Source organism: Pseudomonas sp. Y3 TE3536, from assembly GCF_053629175.1.
The window spans coordinates 4,596,713-4,618,368 of the sequence record NZ_JBRJHU010000001.1 but is presented as its reverse complement, the minus strand read 5'-3'; the positions used below and the strand labels follow the sequence as shown (position 1 = coordinate 4,618,368).

19 protein-coding genes are annotated in these 21,656 nt (G+C 62.8%); 7 read left to right on the top strand and 12 right to left on the bottom strand.

Annotation, left to right across the window (positions count from 1 at the left end; genetic code table 11):
- Position 1: 1 nt before the first annotated feature.
- Complete coding sequence (gene pdxR, locus AB7M33_RS20930; protein WP_454243506.1) at positions 2-1,483, bottom strand: MocR-like pyridoxine biosynthesis transcription factor PdxR; 1,482 nt, start codon at positions 1,481-1,483, stop codon at positions 2-4.
- Between the two features lie 89 nt (positions 1,484-1,572).
- Here pdxR and AB7M33_RS20925 point away from each other — a divergent pair, with 89 nt between their 5' ends.
- Complete coding sequence (locus AB7M33_RS20925) at positions 1,573-3,264, top strand: M24 family metallopeptidase (protein ID WP_454243505.1); 1,692 nt, start codon at positions 1,573-1,575, stop codon at positions 3,262-3,264.
- A gap of 41 nt (positions 3,265-3,305) precedes the next feature.
- Here the strand turns inward: AB7M33_RS20925 and AB7M33_RS20920 are convergent, their stop codons facing one another.
- On the bottom strand, positions 3,306-4,067 hold the full coding sequence (locus AB7M33_RS20920; RefSeq protein WP_099429662.1) for a helix-turn-helix transcriptional regulator: 762 nt from the start codon (positions 4,065-4,067) through the stop codon (positions 3,306-3,308).
- Positions 4,068-4,241: 174 nt separating this feature from the next.
- Here AB7M33_RS20920 and AB7M33_RS20915 point away from each other — a divergent pair, with 174 nt between their 5' ends.
- The 4 genes from AB7M33_RS20915 to AB7M33_RS20900 are packed head-to-tail and all read left to right on the top strand — an operon-like array spanning position 4,242 to position 8,964.
- The gene (locus tag AB7M33_RS20915) at positions 4,242-5,192 is read left to right on the top strand and encodes a PDR/VanB family oxidoreductase (RefSeq protein WP_454243504.1); all 951 of its coding nucleotides are present in this window, start codon (positions 4,242-4,244) and stop codon (positions 5,190-5,192) included.
- A 31-nt stretch (positions 5,193-5,223) separates the two neighbouring features.
- A complete protein-coding gene (locus AB7M33_RS20910; RefSeq protein WP_238211427.1) occupies positions 5,224-6,333 on the top strand; it encodes an aromatic ring-hydroxylating dioxygenase subunit alpha in 1,110 nt (369 codons plus the stop codon).
- A 46-nt stretch (positions 6,334-6,379) separates the two neighbouring features.
- A complete protein-coding gene (locus tag AB7M33_RS20905; RefSeq protein WP_454243503.1) occupies positions 6,380-7,630 on the top strand; it encodes an OprD family porin in 1,251 nt (416 codons plus the stop codon).
- Positions 7,631-7,662: 32 nt separating this feature from the next.
- Positions 7,663-8,964 carry an MFS transporter gene (locus AB7M33_RS20900; protein ID WP_454243502.1) on the top strand — a complete coding sequence of 434 codons (1,302 nt, stop codon included), beginning with the start codon at positions 7,663-7,665 and terminating at the stop codon, positions 8,962-8,964.
- A gap of 57 nt (positions 8,965-9,021) precedes the next feature.
- Here the strand turns inward: AB7M33_RS20900 and AB7M33_RS20895 are convergent, their stop codons facing one another.
- Complete coding sequence (locus tag AB7M33_RS20895; protein WP_033694339.1) at positions 9,022-9,519, bottom strand: RidA family protein; 498 nt, start codon at positions 9,517-9,519, stop codon at positions 9,022-9,024.
- 81 nt (positions 9,520-9,600) lie between these two features.
- Positions 9,601-10,992 carry an NAD(P)/FAD-dependent oxidoreductase gene (locus AB7M33_RS20890; protein ID WP_202883856.1) on the bottom strand — a complete coding sequence of 464 codons (1,392 nt, stop codon included), beginning with the start codon at positions 10,990-10,992 and terminating at the stop codon, positions 9,601-9,603.
- Between the two features lie 393 nt (positions 10,993-11,385).
- Here AB7M33_RS20890 and AB7M33_RS20885 point away from each other — a divergent pair, with 393 nt between their 5' ends.
- Together AB7M33_RS20885 and AB7M33_RS20880 are read left to right on the top strand one after the other, a co-directional pair.
- On the top strand, positions 11,386-11,634 hold the full coding sequence (locus tag AB7M33_RS20885) for a CsbD family protein (protein WP_027596354.1): 249 nt from the start codon (positions 11,386-11,388) through the stop codon (positions 11,632-11,634).
- A gap of 259 nt (positions 11,635-11,893) precedes the next feature.
- A complete protein-coding gene (locus AB7M33_RS20880) occupies positions 11,894-12,301 on the top strand; it encodes a c-type cytochrome (protein WP_265968300.1) in 408 nt (135 codons plus the stop codon).
- 24 nt (positions 12,302-12,325) lie between these two features.
- Here the strand turns inward: AB7M33_RS20880 and AB7M33_RS20875 are convergent, their stop codons facing one another.
- From AB7M33_RS20875 to AB7M33_RS20840, 8 genes are all read right to left on the bottom strand, one after another.
- Positions 12,326-13,105, bottom strand: coding sequence for a MetQ/NlpA family ABC transporter substrate-binding protein (locus AB7M33_RS20875; protein ID WP_454243501.1), 780 nt, complete (start codon positions 13,103-13,105; stop codon positions 12,326-12,328).
- Complete coding sequence (gene solA, locus AB7M33_RS20870) at positions 13,102-14,277, bottom strand: N-methyl-L-tryptophan oxidase (protein ID WP_454243500.1); 1,176 nt, start codon at positions 14,275-14,277, stop codon at positions 13,102-13,104. Before solA ends, AB7M33_RS20875 begins: the two co-directional genes overlap by 4 nt.
- Before the next feature lie 360 nt (positions 14,278-14,637).
- Positions 14,638-16,056 (bottom strand): aldehyde dehydrogenase family protein, encoded by a 1,419-nt coding sequence (locus tag AB7M33_RS20865; RefSeq protein ID WP_265968240.1) that lies wholly within the window; start codon positions 16,054-16,056, stop codon positions 14,638-14,640.
- A gap of 10 nt (positions 16,057-16,066) precedes the next feature.
- Positions 16,067-17,107 carry a homoserine dehydrogenase gene (locus AB7M33_RS20860; protein WP_454243499.1) on the bottom strand — a complete coding sequence of 347 codons (1,041 nt, stop codon included), beginning with the start codon at positions 17,105-17,107 and terminating at the stop codon, positions 16,067-16,069.
- A gap of 295 nt (positions 17,108-17,402) precedes the next feature.
- Complete coding sequence (locus tag AB7M33_RS20855) at positions 17,403-17,840, bottom strand: Lrp/AsnC family transcriptional regulator (protein WP_454243498.1); 438 nt, start codon at positions 17,838-17,840, stop codon at positions 17,403-17,405.
- Entirely contained in the window at positions 17,837-19,225 is a 1,389-nt protein-coding gene (thrC, locus tag AB7M33_RS20850) for a threonine synthase (protein ID WP_454243497.1), read from the bottom strand. The genes AB7M33_RS20855 and thrC overlap by 4 nt, the downstream gene beginning before the upstream one ends.
- A gap of 15 nt (positions 19,226-19,240) precedes the next feature.
- Positions 19,241-20,131 carry a LysR substrate-binding domain-containing protein gene (locus tag AB7M33_RS20845; protein ID WP_027596347.1) on the bottom strand — a complete coding sequence of 297 codons (891 nt, stop codon included), beginning with the start codon at positions 20,129-20,131 and terminating at the stop codon, positions 19,241-19,243.
- A gap of 49 nt (positions 20,132-20,180) precedes the next feature.
- Entirely contained in the window at positions 20,181-21,620 is a 1,440-nt protein-coding gene (locus tag AB7M33_RS20840; protein ID WP_454243496.1) for an amino acid permease, read from the bottom strand.
- Positions 21,621-21,656 lie beyond the last annotated feature (36 nt).

Sequence of the window (21,656 nt, the reverse complement as noted above, 5' to 3'; positions counted from 1 at the left end):
CCTATAGCGTTGCAGCCTGCGCCAGCCGCTGGGTGGCAAGGCGGATTTCATCCACATCCAACGAGGCAAACCCCAGCCGCAAGGCGTTCTCGCGGTGGCCAAACGGTGAAAACTGGCCGCCGCCACGCACCACCAGGTCCAGCTCCAGCGCGTTGGCCGCCAACTGGTCGACGTCGAGGGTGTCGGCAAACTTCACCCAAAGCGCCAACCCGCCTTCCGGTTCCTGCACCGCTATCTGCTCGCCAAAGGCATCGCGCAGGCCACTCAATAAGGTTTCCCGTCGCCGCCGATACTCCGTGGACACCCGGCGCAGGTGCTTTTTCAGTTCGCCGTCATTGATCAGGTCGGCCAACATCCGTTGCATCACCGCATCGCCCTGCCCCAGGGTCAGCACCGCTGTGCGCTCAAGCACCTCGATCACATTCGGTGGCGCCACGATAAAGCTGCAACGGAAGGTACTGCCCAACGACTTGGACAACGAGCCGATGTAGATCACATGGCGTTGCGAACGGTCACTGGCCAGCGGCAGATAAGGGCGCCCGGCAAAGTGGTACTCATGGTCGTAGTCTTCTTCGATCACGCAAAAATCATGCAGCCGCGCCAACTCCAGCAGTTGCTGCCGGCGTGCCGCATGCAGGCTGACCGTGGTAGGGAACTGGTGATGAGGGGTGAGATACATCATGCGCACGTCGTGGACTCGGCACAGCGCGTCGATCTGATCGACCCGGCAGCCTTCCTCGTCCAGGTCAACGGTGACCAACCGCGCGCCCAGCTGGCGGAAAATCTCCCACGCCGGCGGGTAGCTCAGGCGCTCGACCAGCACCACGTCACCCGGCTTGAGCAAAGCGCTGGCCGTGAGGTACAGCGACATCTGCACGCCTTGGGTCAGGCAAATATGCTCGGCCCCCACATTAAGGCTGCGGTTGTGGCGCAGCATGTCGGCCAATGCACTGCGCAGGTACTGGCTGCTGCTTTCGCAGCCATGGCGCACGGTGTTGGTGGTGAAACTGTTGCGCAAGGCCTTGCGGTAATACCGATGCAGCACAGCCTGGGGCAACAGGCGATGGTCACAGGCGCCGTTATCGAAAAACAGCGCGCCAGGCCGATGTTGCAGCGCCGTCACCTGCTCGCTGTTAGTGAAGTAGGGAACGGCAGGCGCCTCGTGCAGCGCCAGGGCAAATGACGACGGCGCGCTGTGGGCGGCCAGCGTGCCGGCAGCGAGCCGGGTGCTGACGAAGGTGCCCCGGCGTTGCACGCTCTCCAGCCAGCCTTTGGTAACCGCCTCTTCGTAAGCGAGGATCACCGTCTTGCGGTTGACATCAAGCAGTTGCGCCATTTCCCGCGTGCCGGGCAACAGCGTGCCGGGGCGCAGGCGGCCCTCGACGATCGCGGTCACCAGGCCCTCGACGATCTTTCTGTACGAAGCCTGCGGCTGAGCCCCGTCGAGCTTGAGCAACGGCCGCCATTTGCGAAGCTGGACCATGTGAATTATCCAGAACTGGAGGTTCTTATGGTCCTAGTCTAACGCAACAATCAGGCCTTTCTCGCCCCCAATTCAGCCCTGAGGTGTGTATGCAGCAACGCCATGTCATTGAACTGTCGCCCTCGGGCAAACGCTTCGAAGCCGCAGAAGGCTTGCTGCTCGACGCCATGCTCGCCAGCGGCCTGTCGGTGCCCTTCTCGTGCCGCCGCGGGGCCTGCGGGTCGTGCAAGGTCCAGGTGGTGTCGGGCCAGTACCGGGACAAGCAGCGCAGCGCAGACATGCCCGCGCCCTGCTACCCCCTGGCCGCCAACGAGATGCTGCTGTGCCAGAGCCATGCCTGCAGTGACATGCGCCTGGAAATCCCCGGCTGGTCGCTGGACACGCCAACGCTGGCCATCACTGCCCATGTGCTGAGCCAGCGCGCCCTGAGTGTCGACATCAGCGAACTGGTGCTGCAGCCCACCCAGCCTCTCGAAGTGCGCGCCGGCCAATACGTCAGGTTCTGCCTCGACAATGGCGACAGCCGCTGTTTCTCCATCGCCAACCTGCCAGCGCAGGACCAGGGGCGCTTGGTGTTTCATATGCGCAAGGTCAGCGGCGGGCTGTTTACCGAACGCGTGCTGCCCACGCTGCAGGTGGGCGATACATTGAAGTTGGAAGGGCCGGTGGGCGCCTGCACCTGGCAGCACGAAGAACAACGCCCGGTCGTGCTGTTCGCCACCGGCACGGGCTATGCCGGCATCAAGCCGTTGTTGCTGACGGCGCTTGCGGGCCATGCCCCGGTTACGCTGTATTGGGGCGCTTCATCGCTGGCCGACTTCTATGACGGCGCGTTCCTCGACCAGGCAAGCCTTGCCCACCCACACTTTCGCTGGCACCGCGTGCTATCGGCCCAAGCCCGCGTGCAGCAGGTCGCGCTGACCCATGCCCACCGGTGGGCCGATACCCAGGTCTATGCCTGCGGCAACAGCGCGATGATCACCAAGGCCCGCGAACAGTGCCTGGCAGCGGGCGTGCAGGCTCACCGTTTTGTCGCCGAGGCTTTCGTTGCCAGCGGCGCATCGGCGCCGGCGGCTGCGTCGCTGAGCACGCTGGACCCGGTGCTGGAAAAAGTCGGCCCACGTTACTCGTTGGACGGCATGCTCGCAGCCCGCGAGCAATCGGTGCGGGCCCTGGCAGCCATTGTCAGCCAACTGAAAGTCGGCATGACCACTGCCGAGGCGTTGCAGATGGCGGCCGAGACGTTGCAGGCGATGGGCGCGTCGCACACCTGGCACCCGACCTATATCCGCTTTGGCGACGACACCGTGCGCACACCCCGCCAAGGTATCGACCCACAGCGCCAACTGCGCGCCAGCGACATCGCCGTGGTCGACCTCGGCCCGGTGTGGGATGGCTACGAAGGCGACTACGGCGACACCTTCGTGTTTGGCGAGCACCCGCTGTATCACGCCTGCGTCAAGGCCCTGCACGACGTGTTCGAAGAAACGCGCCAAGCCTGGTGCGCGGGGCTGACCGGCCGTGAGCTGTACGACTTCGCCGAACGCAGCGCCCTCGCCAAAGGCTGGCAGCTGGAGCGCAACCTGGCCGGGCATCGCATTGCCGACTTCCCACATGCCCTGTTCGGGCAGGACAAACTGGCCGAACTGGACATCGTGCCGAGTGAGATGGTGTGGGTGCTGGAGATTCAGCTGTGCCACCCCACCGAGCCGGTAGGGGCGTTTTTCGAGGACATTCTGGTTGGCCAAAACAGCCCACTTATCAATGAACAAAGGTCATAAGTACATGCCGATTCAGCTTGCCCGATTAGCCTGACCCAACATCATGAAAACAAGGCAAACAACTGACTGCGAAAGTGAATGCCAAGCCGGTCAAACGCCCGGTTACGGTAGGTTTTCACGGTGCTCTCCTTGATGCCCAGGTCGGCGGCGATGCCGGCGTGGGTCATGCCCTGAAGCAGGCGGATGCAGATGTTCAACTCTTGCGTGGTCAGGTCGGGGCAGCGCTGGAGCAGCTGCTGCCGAGGGTCCTTGACGGGGTTCAGGGCTTTCAGCGCCAGGTGCCCACGCAAGAGCTGCAACAACGCCGGGCTGAGCGCTTCGCACATCTGCAGTTCACGGTCGTTGAAATAGCCTTGGTCGTGGTGGCGGTAGAGGTTGAACTGCACCGGGCGCGCCTGCTCGTCCAGGTACACACTGGACAACCGTTCGATCATGCCGTTGCGCTGGTAGATCGCCTCGCGGTAGGGCCCGTGGCGAATGTCCTGGGCGACCAGGTGGCCGACTTGCCCAGGGGCCGCCTTCAAGGGTTCGAACAGCGGGTCGTAGCGATGGTAGTGCTCGATGTACGCCTGGCCGCACCGCAGCACCAGGTTGGTGTCCGGGTGGCGGGTGCCGGCCGCCAGTAGCTGCGGCCGCGCGCCGTCCATGCGCAGCACGGAAAAATGCTGGCAAGCCGCCCATTGGCCCAGGCAGTCCAGCAACGCACCGGGAAAACCGGGCGTCCCCAGCGTACGGGTCAAGTCGCTAAATGGGCGTATTTCCGCTGGCAAGGTCGATGCCTGTGGGGTGCTGAGACGAATCATGGCGGCACTCGGCTATTTATTGTTTTTGGATCGAGCGAACAGGGCCCGATAAATAGTTAACCTATTAACTATCAGTCTGCCGCCAATCATTGTCCTTGTCCACCTCACGGGTGACAGCCCTGCCAGACGCTCGTCCGTAAGCTGGCCCGACAACGACAATGAGCGCAAACACCCATGGACCTCCACCCCCTCGACCTGCGCGTCACGCGCTACGCAGCCGAAGCCAAGGACGTCGTTCTGATCGAACTGCGCGCCGCCGATGGCCGAGCGCTTCCGCCCTTCAGCGCGGGTGCACACCTGGAAATCCGCGTCGCCGGCGACCTGCCACGCCACTACTCACTGCTCAATGCACCCCATGAACGCGACCGCTACCTGATCGCTGTGGGCCTGGCGCCTGACAGCCGCGGCGGCTCGCGCTTCCTGCATCAGCAACTGCGCCTGGGCGACACCCTCGCCTGCAGCCTGCCCCGCAACCATTTCCCGCTGGACGAGCACCTGCAACGGTACTGCCTGGTAGCAGGCGGCATCGGCATCACCCCGATACTGGCGATGCTGCGTTGGTGTCAGGCGCACGACAAAGACTGGCGGTTGGTGTACTGCGCCCGCAACCGGCAACGCGCCGCGTTCTATGAAACGTTGCGCGAACTGGACCCTGCGCGGGTGCACCTGCACTTCAACGACGAAGCGGGCGGCCATCTGGATACCGCTGGGCTGCTCGACACCCTGCGCGACGACGAGCACCTGTACGCCTGCGGGCCGGCGCCAATGCTCGATGCCCTGCAAGCCGCTGCGGGGCCGCGCGCCGAACGCCTGCACATCGAACGCTTCAACGCCGCGCCGGCCAGCACCGAGGGTGACAGCGGCTTCACCGTGCACTTGAGCCGTAGCGACCGAAGCCTCTGGGTCGCGCCCCAGCAAACGATCCTCGAAGCCCTCGAGCACCATGGCATCGAGTTGCCGTTTTCGTGCCGCGCCGGCCTCTGCGGCAGTTGCGAAACCCGCGTCTGCGCAGGTGTGCCAGACCACCGCGACCTGATCCTCTCGGACGCCGACAAGGCCGAAGGCCGCAGCCTGATGATCTGCGTGTCGCGTGCCCTCGGCGACAGCCTGGTGCTGGACCTCTGAACCGCCCCACCCTTCTTGAAGGAGCAACCCCATGTCACTGCCAAGCAGCAACCTCATCGCGCATGCGCGCAAGGCCAGCGAACCGATGGCCAACCGCGAAACCCCATTCATCTACAACGAGTGGTACGTTGCCGCCTTCGACGATGAAGTCGGCCGGCATTTGTTGGCCCGGCGCCTGCTCGGCCGCCGCGTGGTGATGTACCGCACAGAAGCGGGTGAACCGGTGGCCCTGGAAGACCGCTGCGCGCACCGCTCCTTCCCGCTTTCGCGCAGTCACCTGCAAGGCGACACCATCGTCTGTGGCTACCACGGTTTTCGCTACGACGCCGCCGGCGACCTGACCGAAGTGCCGTCCCAGAAAAACTGCCCGCGCGGCATTGGCGTACGCCGCTACCCGCTGGTGCGCCAGGGGCCGCTGCTGTGGATATGGCTGGGCGAGCAAGCCCTCGCCGACCCGGCGCTAATCCCCCATCAGGCGTGGATCGACGACCCGGCCTGGGCCTGCACCTCCGGGTATTTCCATCACCCGGGCAACTACGTCAGCCTGCATGAGAACCTCATGGACCTGACCCACCTGAGCTTCCTGCATGCCAACACTATCGGCACCCCGGACTACGCCAGTGCCCCGTACAAACTGGACCTCAAGGAAGGCCATTACACCCTGATCCGCGAAGTGGTACCGACCACCCTGTCACCGGTCTGGGGCAAGACCACAGGCCTGGAAGGCTGTGCCAGTGCAGCCCGCATTGCCACCTCGGAGTTTCTCTCCCCGGCCCTGCACCGGGTCAGCGTGACCTTTTACGACAGCGCGCAACCGGCCGAGCAACGCCAGCAGTTTCACATTCGTACCGCGCACATCCTGACCCCGGAAACCGCCAACAGCCTGCACTACTTCATCGTCCATGGCCGCGACTTTGCGCAACACGACGAAGCCTTGGGCGACTACATGCACGAGCAGCTGTTCGCCGCCTTCAACGAAGACGTCGAAGGGCTCGGGGCACTGGAAGCCGCGCTCGACGACCGTGACGACCACCACTACGAGATTTCCGTGGCCAGTGACGCGCCGGCCGTCGCCACCCGCATGTACCTGAAGAAACGTGCCGATGCCGAACGCCTGCACACCAGCCGCAAGGTCGGCTGAAGGCAGCGCAGGCCGCCGTCCATAACAACAATAAAAGGGACAACACATGTTCAAGCCTGAACGGGGTATCACCTGCCTGCGCCTGGCCCTGCTGGCAGCACTGGGTTTGCCAATGCATGCCCGCGCCGACTTCGTCGCCGACAGCCAGGGCAGCCTGGAGCTGCGCAACTTCTACCAGAATCGCGATTTTCGCCAGAGCGGTGCCAAGGCCTCGCAAGTCGGCAACTGGTCGCAAGCCTTCATGCTCCGAATGCAGTCGGGTTTCACCGACGGGCCTGTCGGGTTCGGGCTGGATTATCTCGGCCTGCTGGGGGTCAAGCTCGACTCAGGGCGTGGCCGCAGCGGCGACGGCACGCTGCCTTTTGGCTCGCAATCAGGCCGGCCGGTGGACGACTTCAGCCACATGGGGGTTACCGGCAAGCTGCGCGTGGCCAAGACCCGACTCGACGTCGGCATCCTCACCCCGACCTTGCCCGTGGTCTTCCGTGATGACATGCGCCTGATGCCCCAGACGTTCGATGGCGCGCTGCTGCAGTCGCAGGACGTCGAACGGCTAACCCTCACCGCCGGGCAACTCTGGCGCTCACGCACCCGCGAATCGTCAGGCAGCGACCGCATGTACCTGGCCGGGCGCAGCGCCGACTTCGACAGCGGCGCCTTCGATGTACTCGGCGCCAGCTATGACGTGGGCCACGGTTTGATCGCCAGCGTCTTTCGCGGCGAACTGCACGACGTCTACCGGCAAGACTACTACGGCCTGGTGCACACGCTGCCACTGGGGCCAGGGATGTCGCTGCTCACCGACCTGCGCTACTTCGACAGCAACAGCGCCGGCACTGCCAAGGCCGGCAGCGTCGACAACCGCAACTTCAACATGATGAGCACCTTCAGTGTTGGCGCGCACAAGGTTGGCGTGGGCTACCAGCGCATGTACGGCAATGACGCCTTCCCCACCCTGAACGGCTACACCCCGCCGTACACCGCCAACCTGGTCACGATCGGCACCTTCACCAGTGCCGGCGAGGTCTCCTGGCAGGCCCGCTATGACTACAACTTCGTCGCCCTTGGGCTACCGGGGCTGAGCTTCATGACCCGCTACGTGCGGGGCGACGAGATCCGCACCGGCGCTGCCGACGGCCATGAGTGGGAACGCGACACCGACCTCGCCTACGTGATTCAGGCCGGCTACTTCCAGGGCCTGGGCCTGCGTTGGCGCAACGCGGCCTATCGCTCCAGCTACGCCAGCGACATGGACGAGAACCGGCTGATCCTCAGCTACACCCTGAAACTCTGGTGAATCCCCCTACACCTGCCCTTCGAGGTAATTCCATGAGCCAGACCTTCGAGACTCTGCAACACACGCAGAGCACTGCCAGCACCCACCGCCAGGTCAGTTGGCGGATCATGCCGCTGCTGCTGATCAGCTACGTGTTCGCCCACCTGGACCGCATCAACATCGGCTTCGCCAAACTGCAGATGAGCAACGACCTGCAATTCTCCGACACCGTGTACGGCCTGGGGGCCGGGCTGTTCTTCGTCGCCTATGCGATGTTTGGCGTGCCGGCCAACCTGGTGCTCGACAAGCTCGGCCCGCGGCGCTGGATCGCCCTGATGATGGTGACCTGGGGGCTGCTCTCCAGTGCCATGCTGCTAATTGAAAGTGCCCAGGGTTTCTACGCCCTGCGTTTCGGCCTCGGGGTGGCCGAAGCCGGTTTCTTCCCGGGCATTCTGGTCTACCTGTACCGCTGGTTCCCGGCTGGGCGCAGGGCGTCGATCACGGCCCTGTTCACCCTGGCGGTGCCCATGGCCGGCGTAGTCGGCGGCCCGGTATCGGGCTGGATCCTCGAACACATGCAAGACACCGCCGGGCTGCGCGGCTGGCAGTGGATGTTCCTGATCGAAGGCCTGCCAGTCGTGGCGCTGGGCCTGGTGATACTGGCGCGGCTCGACGACCGCATCGAAGACGCACGCTGGCTCAGCGACGCGCAGAAGCAGGCGTTGCGGCAAACGCTGGCCGGCGAAGAAGCGCGCAAACAGATCAGTTCCTGGCGCGGCATCTTTGCCAATGGCCAGGTCTGGCTGCTGGTGGCGATCTATTTCGCGGTCATGCTGGCGGTCAACACCCTGGCCTTCTGGATGCCTGCGCTGATCCACGGCTCGGGGGTTGCCCACGACAGCCAGGTTGGCCTGCTCAGTGCCCTGCCCTATCTGGCGGGCTGCTTCTTCATGATTGCCGTGGGGCGTTCTTCAGACCACCACAAAGAGCGGCGCTGGCACTTGTGCGTGCCGATTCTGATGTGCGCGTTGGGCTTGACCCTGACCGGCCTGCAGCCGCAGTCACCGCTATGGGTCATGGCCGGCCTGGCCATTGCCGGCATGGGCGCCAGCAGCGCATTGCCGATGTTCTGGCAGTTGCCACCCGCCTATCTGGCCGGCCCGATACTGGCGCCGGGGCTGGCGCTGATCAGCTCGCTGGGCAGTGTCGCCGCTTTCGTGGCGCCTTACCTGATCGGCTGGATGCGCGACAACACGCAAAGTGCCAGCCTGGCGCTGTACCTGTTGTCGCTGGTGATCGCCTTGGGGGCGCTGCTGGTGCTGCGTACCTCGGCTGCGGTGGTCAACCCACGCTGAGGCGAGGTACGCAGGCAGGCGTGGCTAGGCCGCGCCAGCCTTCAGCAACTATCCCTCTCAGGGACGAACTGCAGTCACTTCGATCTCAACACGCCAGGCTGGGTGAGCCAAGCCTGCAATCTGGAACGCGGAACGTGCAGGCAGGACTGGCTGCTTGGCGTCTGGGCCGAAGAACTGGGTGTAGCCGGCCATGAAGCCGTCGAAGTCCATCTTGCCGCCGTTCTCCGGGCCGCCTACCAGGAATACCTGCATCTTCACCACATCCTTCAGGCCCAGACCGAGGTCTTTGAGCTGCTTCTGGATGTTCTCCAGCACATTGATGGTTTGTGCTTTGGTATCACCGAAGGATTCCAGCGAATCCTTGGCTGCCTCTGGGTGAATAGCCGACGGAACCGAGCCGCTCAGGTAAACGACGGTCTTGCCTGCGGGTACTTCGACAGCTGCCGAAATGGGGAAACTGCCTGCGCTGTGGCGCACGACATCCTGTGCATGAACGCTCCCGGCACCAGCAATTGTCAGGGCCAATGCAGCAACGGTCTTGAAAGCGACCTTCATGTGTTTCTCCTAATTGATTACCACGGGTGATGTGCACGCCTCGACGAGGCATGCACGGTCATTCCATTGTCGTAGCGGGGTTTAGAATCGATACAGGCTAAACGGTGTTGGGTCCAGCACTGGGGCTTTGCCCAGCAGCAGGTCGGCCGTCAACTCGGAAGACACCGGGCTTTCTGTCATGCCCCAACCGGTCGCGGTGTTGATGACCAGGCCAGAGTACTCTTTGACGGTCGAGATGATCGGGTTTTCGTCCGGGGCGATCGCCATGGCGCCGCTCCACTGATCGATCAGTTTCGACTCGGCGAAGGCTGGGAATTCGACCTTGAGTTTTGCCAGCGAGGCATTGAGCTCTGGAAGGTCAGGGGCCGCCGTCATCAGCCTGTTTTTCTCGAACGGCGACACTTCATCCAGCTTCCAGCTGGTTGGCTGAAGGAACGAATCGATCAACTGCTTGTTGAGCGACACGTGAACCGGGAAGTCCGGGATGGCCAGCAGTGGCAGGTACTTGTAGCCATACATGAAGGACTCTTTGACCACCGGCGCAACCACGACGCGCGGCGAGGTGGCGTAGGTGCCGTCAGCCTGCTCGCGGAAGTAGATGTTCCCTGGCAACGCAACGTTACCGCCCGGTGCGCGAGGTGCCGCGCTGATGATCTGCTGGGACTGGTAGGCAGGCAAGGTCGGTACATCGACCCCCAGGTTCTGCATGAACAGCCTGGACCAGGCACCGCCGGCCACGACGACGCGAGAGGTCTTGATGGCGCCCTTCTCGGTCACCACGTCGGAGATGGCACCTGCTTGGGTTTCCAGCCCACGCGCGGCGCAGTGGGTGTAGATGCGCACGCCCATTTTCTTGGCGTACTCGGCCATAACGTACGAGGCACGCTCGGCGTCCAGGCTGCCCGAGTCTTCCTCGAAGCCTGCGATCTTCCAGCTGGACGAGGCACCGCGCAGGCGCTGCTCAAGTTCAGTGCCTTGAATGATGCGGGTCTTGAAGGGGATGTCGGAGCCGACCTCACGGGTTTTGAGGTCGATCCACTTTCTGACGCCTTCCAGGTCTTCTTCATCGAAAGGCACTTCGACACGGCCTTGGGTGCGGTAGCTGGTGTCAGCACCTACCTTGGCATTCATCTCGCGCCAGCGTTGCTTGGCAAGGTGGTGCAACTGGAAGGTCGCATCCGGCATCTTGTAGGTCATGACCTGGCCATAGAACCGGCAGGACTGCTCGCCAGCAATATCACCTTTCTCAACGATGACGACCGACAGGCCACGCTCGACCAGGTTGATCGCGGTGGTAAGACCGAGAATGCCCGCGCCGATGACGACCACGTCTGCTTGCTTGGGCAGCACACCCTCGGTGCCTTCGACAAAACCGAACCGCGGTTTGCCGGGGATCAACCGACCCTCGCGCGTCAGCATAGGGGTAAGAATCCCCGCACCTGCCGCAGCTGCCACAACGCCGCCGCCAATCAAAAACTTACGCCTGGTCATTCCCATGACACTTTCCTTTCCTAGCATTCAGTATCGGTTACATCAGCCCGAACAACGGGCGCATGCAAGGCCGACAGCCCACCTGGCCAACTATGCGGCCATTGTGTGAGGCTGACGGTTCAAATTGAGGGCGGCTATTCTGGTGATGCTGCACTGCGGGAGGAATCGCTGGGGGCAAATACTTAGTTCATGTATTTCGTAACTTTCACACAAAGGACATAAATAGTTGATATGGCGACGTGGCGACTGCGTAAGTGGCGCTGTCCACGCGTTGGCAATTAGCCGGCCACACCTTCTTTGAACTAATTGGTTAACCCTGCACCCTAAGCCTGAGCAGCAAGACCATTGCCACTCACTAGAAAGGTTCGATCATTTATGAAACGTGAACAGATTGAAGGTGTTGCAGAGCAGGTAACCGGTAAAGCACAAAGCGCGGTGGGTCGGCTGATTGACGACCCTGCCCTGGAAGCTGAGGGTGATGGGCGCCAGGTCGCTGGCCAACTCACTAAAAGCTACGGTGACGCATTGAACAACGTTTCTACTTTTGTGAAAGAGAAGCCCATCGCAGCGCTGGCCATTGGCGCAGCCATCACGTTAGTTCTGAGCCGCCTGTTGCGGCGTTGAGCATGAGAGATCACGGGCCCTTAATGCCAGTCAGTTTTAGGCGTTATCGGGGGTAATTGGGGCTGCTGCGCAGCCCATCGCAGCGGTTCGGCGCCCCGACAAGCCAGCTCCTACAGGGATCGCGTATTTCTTGTGAGTCGCGCTAACCTGTAGGAGCTGGCTTGTCGGGGCGCCGAACCGCTGCAATGGGCCGCGCAGCGGTCCCCTAGGCCCTAACTGACTGAAACCCAAGGAAGAAAGAATGTCGGACCACTGTGGGATGCTTGCTCAACAAAAATACCAGCTGACATCAAAAAAACTGTTCTTCGTTTTACTAGGGGTTTTCTCGCTCACGCAACTACCCCACGCCTTCGCAGAAAACGCCAATGGTAAAACCCTTTTCCTGCAAAGATGTGCGGTATGCCACGGAGCAGATATCAAGGGAACCGGGGCGTTAGCCACTAAAAGCAACCCTCCCACACCTGACCTTACAACGGCTGCCTTCAAGAAACGCCTGAACGACTACCCAGGCGTTATTGTGGCGTCAGTGATACTTAGGCCTAATGGAAACTTGATTCCAAAGACGCTGCAGGAGAACGGTGTGAAAATCCCGCCGCACGCCTGGAGCGTTCAGGATTTTCGCGATCTGAATCAATACATGACGGGTGTGATTTCAAGAACCCGTTGATCTTGAGCGCACCGGCTAGCGTACTTAAAACGCCGGCACCACATCACCGTGATAGCGATCGAGGATGAACGCCTTCACCTGCGGCGAGTTCAGCAACGCCCCCAGCTTTTGCACCGCAGGGTCGTTGGCCTTGTCCCGGCGCACATACAGGTAGTTGGCATACGGCGACTCAGCACTTTCGATAAACAGCGCATCCCTGTGCGGTACCAGCTTGGCCTCCAGCGCGTAGTTGGCGTTGATCAGCGCCATGTCTACCTGGCCCAGTACGCGCGGCAGCATGGCGGCTTCAAGCTCCTTGAACTTCAGGTGCTTGGGGTTGCTGGTGATGTCGGCGGCGGTTGCCATGATGTTGCTCGGGTCCTTGAGGGTGATCAGCCCCTGCTTGGCGATCAAAAGCAGCGCCCTCCCGGAGTTGGTGGGGTCGTTGGGGATCGCGACGGTAGCGCCGTCCTGCAGTTCGGAGACCGATTTGATCTTGCTGGAATAGGCACCGAACGGTTCGATGTGCACAGCCACGACCGGTACCTGATCGCTGCTCGGGCGGTCTTTCTGATACGCCTCGTAGTAAGGCTTGCTCTGGAAGTAGTTGGCGTCCAGTCGGCCCTCGTCAACCTGGCGGTCTGGCTGGATGTAGTCAGTGAACACCTTTACCTCGAGCTCCACCCCCTGCTTGGCCAATTCGGGTTTGAGGAACTCGAGGATTTCGGCGTGAGGCACGGGCACCACGGCGATCTTGAGCGTTTCGGCCTGTGCAGTACCGAGGGTGGCCGCCAGCAGGGCAAGCGAAAGTGCAATGCGCTTCACGAGAGTGTTCCTTCGAATCGTTTGAGGGTGAAAGAGGACAGGTCAAGGTCGGTGGAGCCGCGGGTGCACCACTGTGCAAAGGCTTCGCCCAAGGCAGCCGAGTGTTTGAAACCGTGGCCAGAACAGGCCGACACCACCAGGGTGTGCTTGAGCGTGGGGTGTTGGTCGATGATGAAGTGCCTGTCCGGGGTTACGGTGTAAGCGCACACGGCCGACTTGAGGACTTTGTCGGTAACCCCGGCAATACGGCCTTGCACTTGCTGCTCGTACATCGCGCGGGCTTGCTCGGCAGACACACTGCGGTCCAGCAAGTCGGGCTGCGAAGCCGTGTGGTACTGGGCCGTGGCAATTTTCAAGCTGCCCTCGCCGGGCTGCGCAGGGAAGCCGTAGTTGATGTTGTTGTCGCCGCGCCCATGGGTGAGGATGAACGTGGGCGATGCGCCCTCCAGGCCTGCACCCGGCTCAAGCTCAAACCAGAACAGCATTTGCCGGTAGACACTCAGCAACCGGTCGAAGGGCTCACCCAACAACCCGCCCGCCCAGTTACCGGCGCTGAACACCAGCTTGCCGGCCTTGACCGTGCGCAGGTTGGTGGTAACCGTGACGCCGTGCTCATCCGAGCGGATGCCGGTCACCGTTTCGCCGGTGTGCAATGTGGCGCCGTGCTGCGCTGCCAGGCGCAACTGCACCTCGATGCAGCGCTCGGGGCGCACGAAACCGCCACCGGGCTCGAAGTAGCCGATCGCGTCATCGCGCACGTGTGCGAATTGTGGGAAGCGCTGGCGGATTTGCTTGGCATCGAGCACTTCGTGTTCGATGCCATAGGCCTTGGCCAACCCGATGGTGCGCAGGGTGAAGTCGCTTTTATCGTCGGGGTCGAAGTCGGGGCTGGACGTCAGTGCGAGCAGGCCAGACTGTTCGAACAACGACTCGCCGGACAGCACTTCCAGTTCTCGCCAGAGCTGCTGGGCCCGTTTGACGATGGGCACATACTGCGCGCCCTCGCCTACAGAAAGCCGGGTGATGCGTGTATCGCCGTGGCTTGAGCCAAGGGTATGCGGGGGGTGATAGCGGTCGATACCGACCACATCGACACCCGCCTTGGCCAACTGATACACGGTGGCGGCGCCCATGGCGCCCAGACCGATGACGATGACTTCACAGTGCTCCACGGGCAGCGCTCGCTCAAAAAGGCGCTAGTTGAAAGCAGGCAGGCTCGGGAGACAAAGAATTAAAGGGTATATCGTTATGCCTATGTGTTCTCTGGAAGGCCTGAGCCAGAGCGGGTCCAGGCTTTCAGGGGCCGGCTTGCCCCACAGGTAACTGCGCAGGCTCAGACCTTGTGACGACCCTGTGGGAGCGGGCTTGTCCCGCGAATGGGGCTACGCGGTGCATGGCACCGGCTTCGCCGGTGTTCGCGGGGCAAGCCCGCTCCCACGTGCGTCAATTTTTAGACATTGCGCAAGACAGTTGCTCCCATAGGCCTCACCTGAATCAATTGATAGGGGCGGATGGTCTTGACCTTGGTGCCTTCAATCCAAGTGGTTGATGCACACCACCTTGGGCTGGGTCATGTCCTCATAGGCAAACCGCACCCCTTCGCGGCCCAGGCTGCCGTACTTGAAGCCCCCAAACGGCATGGCGTCGAAGCGGTAATCGGAGGAGTCGTTGATCATCACGCCACCGGCCTCGATCCGCCGCGCCAGCTTCAGCGCCGTCGACAGGTCTCGGGTGAATACCCCTGCATGCAGGCTGTATTCCGGGGCATTGGCCAGGGCAACGGCCTGGTCGAGGGTGTCGAACGGCTCCAGGATTACTACGGGGGCGAACACTTCCTGCAGCCAGATACGGCTGTCGTGGCTGACCGTTTCCAGTACCGTAGGTGCGTACAGCGCACCTTGCCGGCGATGACCGCAAAGCAGCGTCGCCCCCTGCCCCAGCGCTTCTTCCACCAGTTGCTCGGTACGGCGTGCCGCCTGCTCGGTAACCATCGGGCCGACATCCGTGTCCGGGCTGGCGGGGTCACCCAGCTGCAAAGCTTTGGATTGCGCGACGAACTGCTCGCGGAAGGCTTCGTACACCGCGCGCTGCACCAGAATCCGTTGCGTGCCGATGCAGTTCTGCCCCGCCGCCCAGAAGGCCCCAGAGACACAGGACTCCACGGTCGGCCCCAGGTCACAGTCCTCCAGCACCAGTACAGGCGCATTACCGCCCAGGTCCATGGCGAGCTTTTTGAGCCCTGCGCTGCGGGCGATCGATTCGCCGGTGGCAAAACCGCCGGTGAACGAAATCATGCGCACCTCACGCAACTCGACCAGCGCCTTGCCCAGTTCGACACCACCGGTTGCCGTGGTCACCACGTTTTCGCCAAGCCCGGCCTGCACCAGGCAATCGACCAGCTTCAACGCCGACAACGGCGCCAGCTCGGACGGTTTTAGGATCACCGCATTGCCCCCGGCAATCGCCGGGCCCAGCTTGTGCGCCACCAGGTTCAGCGGATCGTTGTAGGGCGTGATCGCGACAATCAGGCCCAGCGGTTCGCGGCTGAACCAGCCTTGGCGGGCTTCGGACCCTTCATACGCTTCGAACGGCACCACCTCCCCGGCATTGCGCCGGGCTTCTTCGGCGGACAGCTTCAGCGTGTTCACACAGCGCTTCACTTCCTTCTGGGCCTGACGCAGGGTTTTACCGGCTTCGGCCACGATCAAGTTGGCGAACGCAGCCGCATCGGCTTCGACCAACCGCGCCGCTTCTTCAAGAATGCGCGCGCGACGGTGCCGGGGCATCGCTGCACTTTCAAGGCACCCCGCCCGTGCGCGTGCCAGCAAGGCGGGCACGGCCGTGGCGTCCAGATTGGGCACACGCCCCACCAGACGGCCGTCGAAGGGGCTGAACACGTCGATGTGGCTCGGCGCTACAGCGTGAACACTGGCCATGCGAGATACGCTCATAAAGGCTCCGTTACTGACGCGGGGTGGTGTGCAGGGCGATGATGTCGGAGAGCAAGGCATAGGCGGTTTCGATACGCCCTGCGCCCGGCCCGGACACCGTGACCGCCCCCAGCAGCCCACTGTTGAACGACACCGCATTGACCGCGCCATTGATGCCGGCAAGCGGATGATCGAGCGGTAACAAACGCGCTTCGACACTCGCGGACACCGTGCCGTCAGCGCCCTTGCTGGCAGCGCCGATCAGTTTCCAGCACTGCCCCGTGGCATGCGCCTTGACGATATCCGACGCACTGATGCCGCTGATGCCCGAGCACATCACGTCGCTGACGTTCAAGCGCGCATCCAGCAACTCGTTGGCCAGGATCACCACCTTCAGGCGCACGTCATAACCTTCGACGTCCGCCGTAGGGTCGGCCTCTGCGTACCCCAGTTGCTGCGCCTGGGCCACCGCATCCGCGAACGACATGCCGTCTTTCATGCGGGTCAGCACGTAGTTGGAGGTGCCGTTCAGAATGCCTTCGAAGCCTTGAATTTGCGAACCTGCCAGGGCCTGCTTGGCCAGGCGGATCACCGGGGTGCCGCTCATGACCGCGCCTTCGTATTCGAACGCGACATTGTGGCGGCGCGCCAGCGCCTTCAGTTCGGCGCCGTGCAATGCAATCGGCCCCTTATTGGTGGTCACCACATGGATGCCACTCTCCAGCGCCCAGCGGCAGAAGGTGGCCGCCGGCTCGCCATCGACCGGGTTGGTGAAGGTAGCCTCAGCGATGATGTCCGCGCCGGACTGCTTGATGACGGTCTCGTTGAACGCCTCGGCAGTGCCCCCTGCAATCAGGGCGAGCGCGCCCTTTTCGGCGGGCAAGGCTGCCAGCGCGGCAGCGTCCAGGCCATTGCGGTCGACCACCGAACCGAGGAACAGGTCGGTGACGCCGACGATCTTCAGGCTGAAGCCGAGGGTGGCCTGCCAGCTGTCATTATGCGTTGCGATCAACTGGGCCAGGCCTCTGTTGACACCGCCAAAACCGACCAGGGCAATGTTGTATTCAGTCACGAAGGCATTCCTTTTTGCTGTTGTTTGATGGGCCTAGCGTACGAGCCGGCTACGGGCAGTTGAATAGGCCAAAGTGCCGTATTTATTGGGCGTTCTGCCCACACGCGAAATGGCCACTTTACGGATGCCACAGGTAGCTCGCGTTCCCTGTCGGAGCGGCCTTGTGTCGCGAAAGGGTCGCAGAACGCCCCCCAGGTTTCAGCATCGCCGCCTGAATTGTGGGGGCTGCTCTGCAGCCCTTTCGCGACAAAAGGCCGCCCCTACAGAAAGGGGCACGCGCAGGGGAGAATGGGGGTTAGAAGACAGCGGAGAGAACAAACGAGGTAACGGTGTTTTCAACACCCGGCATGCCGGCAATTTCTTTCCAGACGGCGTGGACCCGTTCCGGGGTCGCCGCAGCAACCCTCAGCATCAAGTCGAACTCGCCACTGAGCACTTCGCACTGGATCACCTCAGGGAGGGTGCGCAATTTGGCCAGCACGTCGTCACCGCGCATGCGGTCGTAGCGATAGACGAAAATCGCCGCGCTGATCAACGATGAAGGGCGGCGGAAATCCCCCAGCCGAACGGTGTAGCCCTGTATCGCGCCATCGCGCTCAAGCCGTTCGATACGCTGGCGCACCGCATTGCGCGAGAGGTTCACCTTGGCGCCGAGTTCGGCATGGGCGATCCGCGCATTGGCAGTCAATTCGGCGAGAATGCGCTCGTCCAGCGGGTCGAGGATGCGTTTCATGCCGGCCTCGACTGCGCTGCCAGCAGGGCCTGGCACAGGCCTTCAAGGTCCCCTCTGCACAAGGCTGGCGGCCCGTCTTGCACCACGGGCTGCGGTGCAAGCTCACCCTCCCACACGCCCAACTGCGCCAACAGCGCAGCCGACTTGGCCGGCGCAATCTGGCCCAGGGTCACCATCGGTGCGCCCAGGCTGCGTCGATGCATGCGGCCGGCCAGCGCGCCGACAGCCGTGTGCGGGTCGACCAGCGCTGCGGCTTGCGTGCGCAGTTTGATGACTTCGCGGCGCACCTCGGCCTCATCCACCGCATAAGAGTCGAACAACACCCGCGCCTGAAGCCATTGCGCATTGCCGATGCTTAATTCACCGCAAGCCTCGAACTGCGCCATCAGTGCCGCAACGCTGCTGCCACTGCGCCCGTACAGCTCCCAGATGAAGCGCTCCAGGTTCGAATAGAGCGAGAAGTCCATGGCCGGTGACAATGTGCGCTGACTGGCGTGCGGCGCGTAGCGATTGCGGTGCAGAAACCGGTGGAGGGCATCGTTGCTGTTGGTCGACACGATCACCTGGTTGATCGGCAGGCCCATTTTCTGCGCAATGAAGCCGGCGTAGATCTCTGCGAAACTCGCTGCGGGCACACTGAACCCGACCGGGCGGGTGCCGCCCCCCAGTTGCAGCGCCGCGTGGAAGTAGAACACGATCTGGGCAAGTACCCCGACCCAGTTGGTGGAGTTGAAACACACCGGTATCAACCCTTCCAGCGGCCAGGCACGGAACAGCCGCGCCACCAGGGTCTGGCAGTCATCGAAACTGCCATCGACGGGTATCAGCTGAACACTGGCGGGGTCACCCGCCTGCAAGGCGGCCAAGCGGTCTGCCGGGATCTCGTTGCGGGGGTAGAGAATCGCCAGGCGCACCTTCGGCCTGGAAGCGAAGGCTTGGATGGCGGCAATGCCGGTATCGCCATTGGTGGCACCAACCACCAACGCCGCTTCGCCCGACTGCTCGAGGAAGTGGCTGACCAGCCGCGCCTGAAGCTGTGCGGCAAAGTCCTTTGAGGTATGGGTAGGGCCATGAAACAGCTGCAGGATCCATTCGTTATGGCCAATCTGCTGCAGCGGCGTGATGGCACGATGGCTGAAGGCCTTGTAGCTGTCGCTGAGCAGCGCCCGCAAGACTTGATCATCGATGGCATCGCCGACAAAAGGCGCGATCACCCGCCAGACCAGCTCATCGAACGGCAGCCATGACCAACTGGCAATCTCCTCCGGGCTGATCACCGGTAAGTGTGCTGGCACATACAGCCCGCCATCAGCGGCAGGCCCCGACAGCACCACCTCACGGAAGTCCGCCCGTACATCACCGTTGCGGGTACTTACGTAGTGCATGAAAACTCCACAGGGTTACAAAGGCCGGTGCGCGTGTGCCACCAGCCAGGAAGAAAACAGCGCGGCATCGGGCGGCAATGGGCGGCCCTGCTCGCGTACCAGGTAAAACGACTCGCTCGCTTCGATGCGCTGGCTGAACGGCGCGACCAGTTGGCCGTCCCTGAGCAGGTCCTCGACCACCGAGGACCGCGCCAGCGCCACCCCCTGCCCCAGCTCGGCCATGCGGATGGTGGACACCAAGGTGTCGAACTGCAGCCCGCGCGAGTAATCGACATCGTCCGCGCCCACCCGCTTGAGCCAATACCCCCAGCCCTCTTCATAGCCCAGCACATGCAGCAGCGGGTGGTGCCTGAGGTCGCGTGGTTCGCGAATGGCCGAGCGCGCCATCAGTGCCGGCGAACACACCGGCACCAACACGTCCCAGGTCAAGCGTTGGGCATGCAGGCCGGGCCATTCGCCGTTGCCCCAGCGCACTTCCAGGTCGTCCTCGCCATCGGGCGCCTTGACCCAGAGGTTGCTGATGTAGCGGATATCGATGTGCGGGTGCTGGCGGCTGAAGTCCGGCAGCCGCGGGGCAAGCCAGTACTGCAGAAACGACAGGCTGCCACGCACCTTCACGGGGCCGCGCTTGTGCTGGCCGAAAATCTCGTTGGTGCCCACCGCCAGGCGGCTGATCGCATCCTGCACCACCGGCAAGTACGACTGCCCTTCTTCGGTCAGGCCCAGGCCCCTGGGCAAGCGCTTGAACAAGGCCACGCCCAGGTGGCTTTCGAGTTGCCGAATCTGCTGGCTTACCGCGCCTTGGGTCAGGTGCAGTTCCTCCGCCGCGTGGGTAAAGTTCAAGGCGCGTGCCGACACTTCGAACGACCGCAGCCAGTTGAGCGGCGGCAGGGATTTTTGCTTCATCGACACGACCTCGTTCACAGTTGAATCCGTGCATCATGAACCGGTTTGTTCAGGTCGCGCCAACACCCGCGCCTGCCGATGCCGCAGCCGCCAGGCGCTGTGCACGTTTGTTGCGGGTCACCCAGTAGACGAAGTAGCACCAGGCAATGAACGGGATGCCGAAATACAGGGCAACACGCTGCTCCGGGTCGAAGGCAATGCCGACACACGCCAGCACGCAGCAGGCAATCGCGCCCAGCGGCACCCACGGGTAGCCGCGCACCCTGAAGTGCAGGTCTTCGACCCGGCCGCCATTGGCCACATAGTGCCGGCGGAAGGCCATCTGGCTGGCGGCGATGCTCATCCACACCACCACCACTGCCAGGCCGGAAATCGACACCAGCGCCAAGTACACCGTGTCTGGCGCCAGCACGCTGCTGAGCAACGACGCCGCGGCGCCGGCCATGCTCAGCATGATGGCGTTGACCGGCGTGCCGCGTGGCGACAGGCGGGCGAAGCACTTGGGCATATGGCCCTGGTCACTGAGCGTCCACAGCATCCGCGAGGCCGCGTACAACCCGGAGTTGGCGGCCGACAGCAGCGCGGTGAGGATCACGAAGTTCATGATGTCTGCCGAGTACGGAATGCCGATCAGGTCGAAGACCATGACGAACGGGCTTTCGACCAGGCCTGCCTGTTCACGCGGCAGCAAGGTGGCCAGGACGATGATGGTGCCGACGAAGAACAGCGCCAATCGTACTACCGTAGTACGTATTGCCTTGGGCACGCTGTCCTGTGGGTCTTTTGCCTCACCGGCGGCAATGCCGATGAGTTCGGTGCCGGAGAAGGCGAACGACACCGCCAGCAACGTCATTGCGATCGGCAGCAAGCCGGTCGGGAACAAGCCTTCGCGGGTGAAGTTGGACAGCCCGATGCCCTGCACGTGCTGCACATCGAGCAGGCCAAAAATCGCCGCCCCGCCGATGGCGATGAAGGCGATCACCGTCAGCACCTTGACCAGCGACAGCCAGAATTCGGTCTCGGCAAACAGGCGTACCGACACCACGTTGCTGACCAGTACCGTGATCGCGAACAACGCGCTCCAGATCCACACCGGCGTGTCGGGGAGCCAGCGCACCATCAGGATACCCGCCGCGGTGAACTCCGAGCCAATCGCCACCGTCCAGGTCAACCAGTACAGCCAGGCCACCGTGTACCCGGTGCCAGGCCCCAAATAGCGGGTTGCATAACTGCTGAACGAGCCGGTTTCGGGCATCTGCACCGCGAGTTCACCCAGGCAGACCATCACCAGGTAGACCATGACCGCGCCGACGATATAGGCGATGACCGCGCCCAAGGGCCCGGCCTGGTTGACCGTGTAGCCTGACGTCAGAAACAGGCCAGTGCCAATCACGCCGCCCAGCGCCAGCATGACGATGTGGCGCGTGTGCATCTCTTTCTTGTACCCGGCCGGGTGGCCCGACGCCGCGTTTGAGTGTTCGGTGGACATAGTTGAGTTCTCATGAAGTGGCTGGCACAGCAGCCG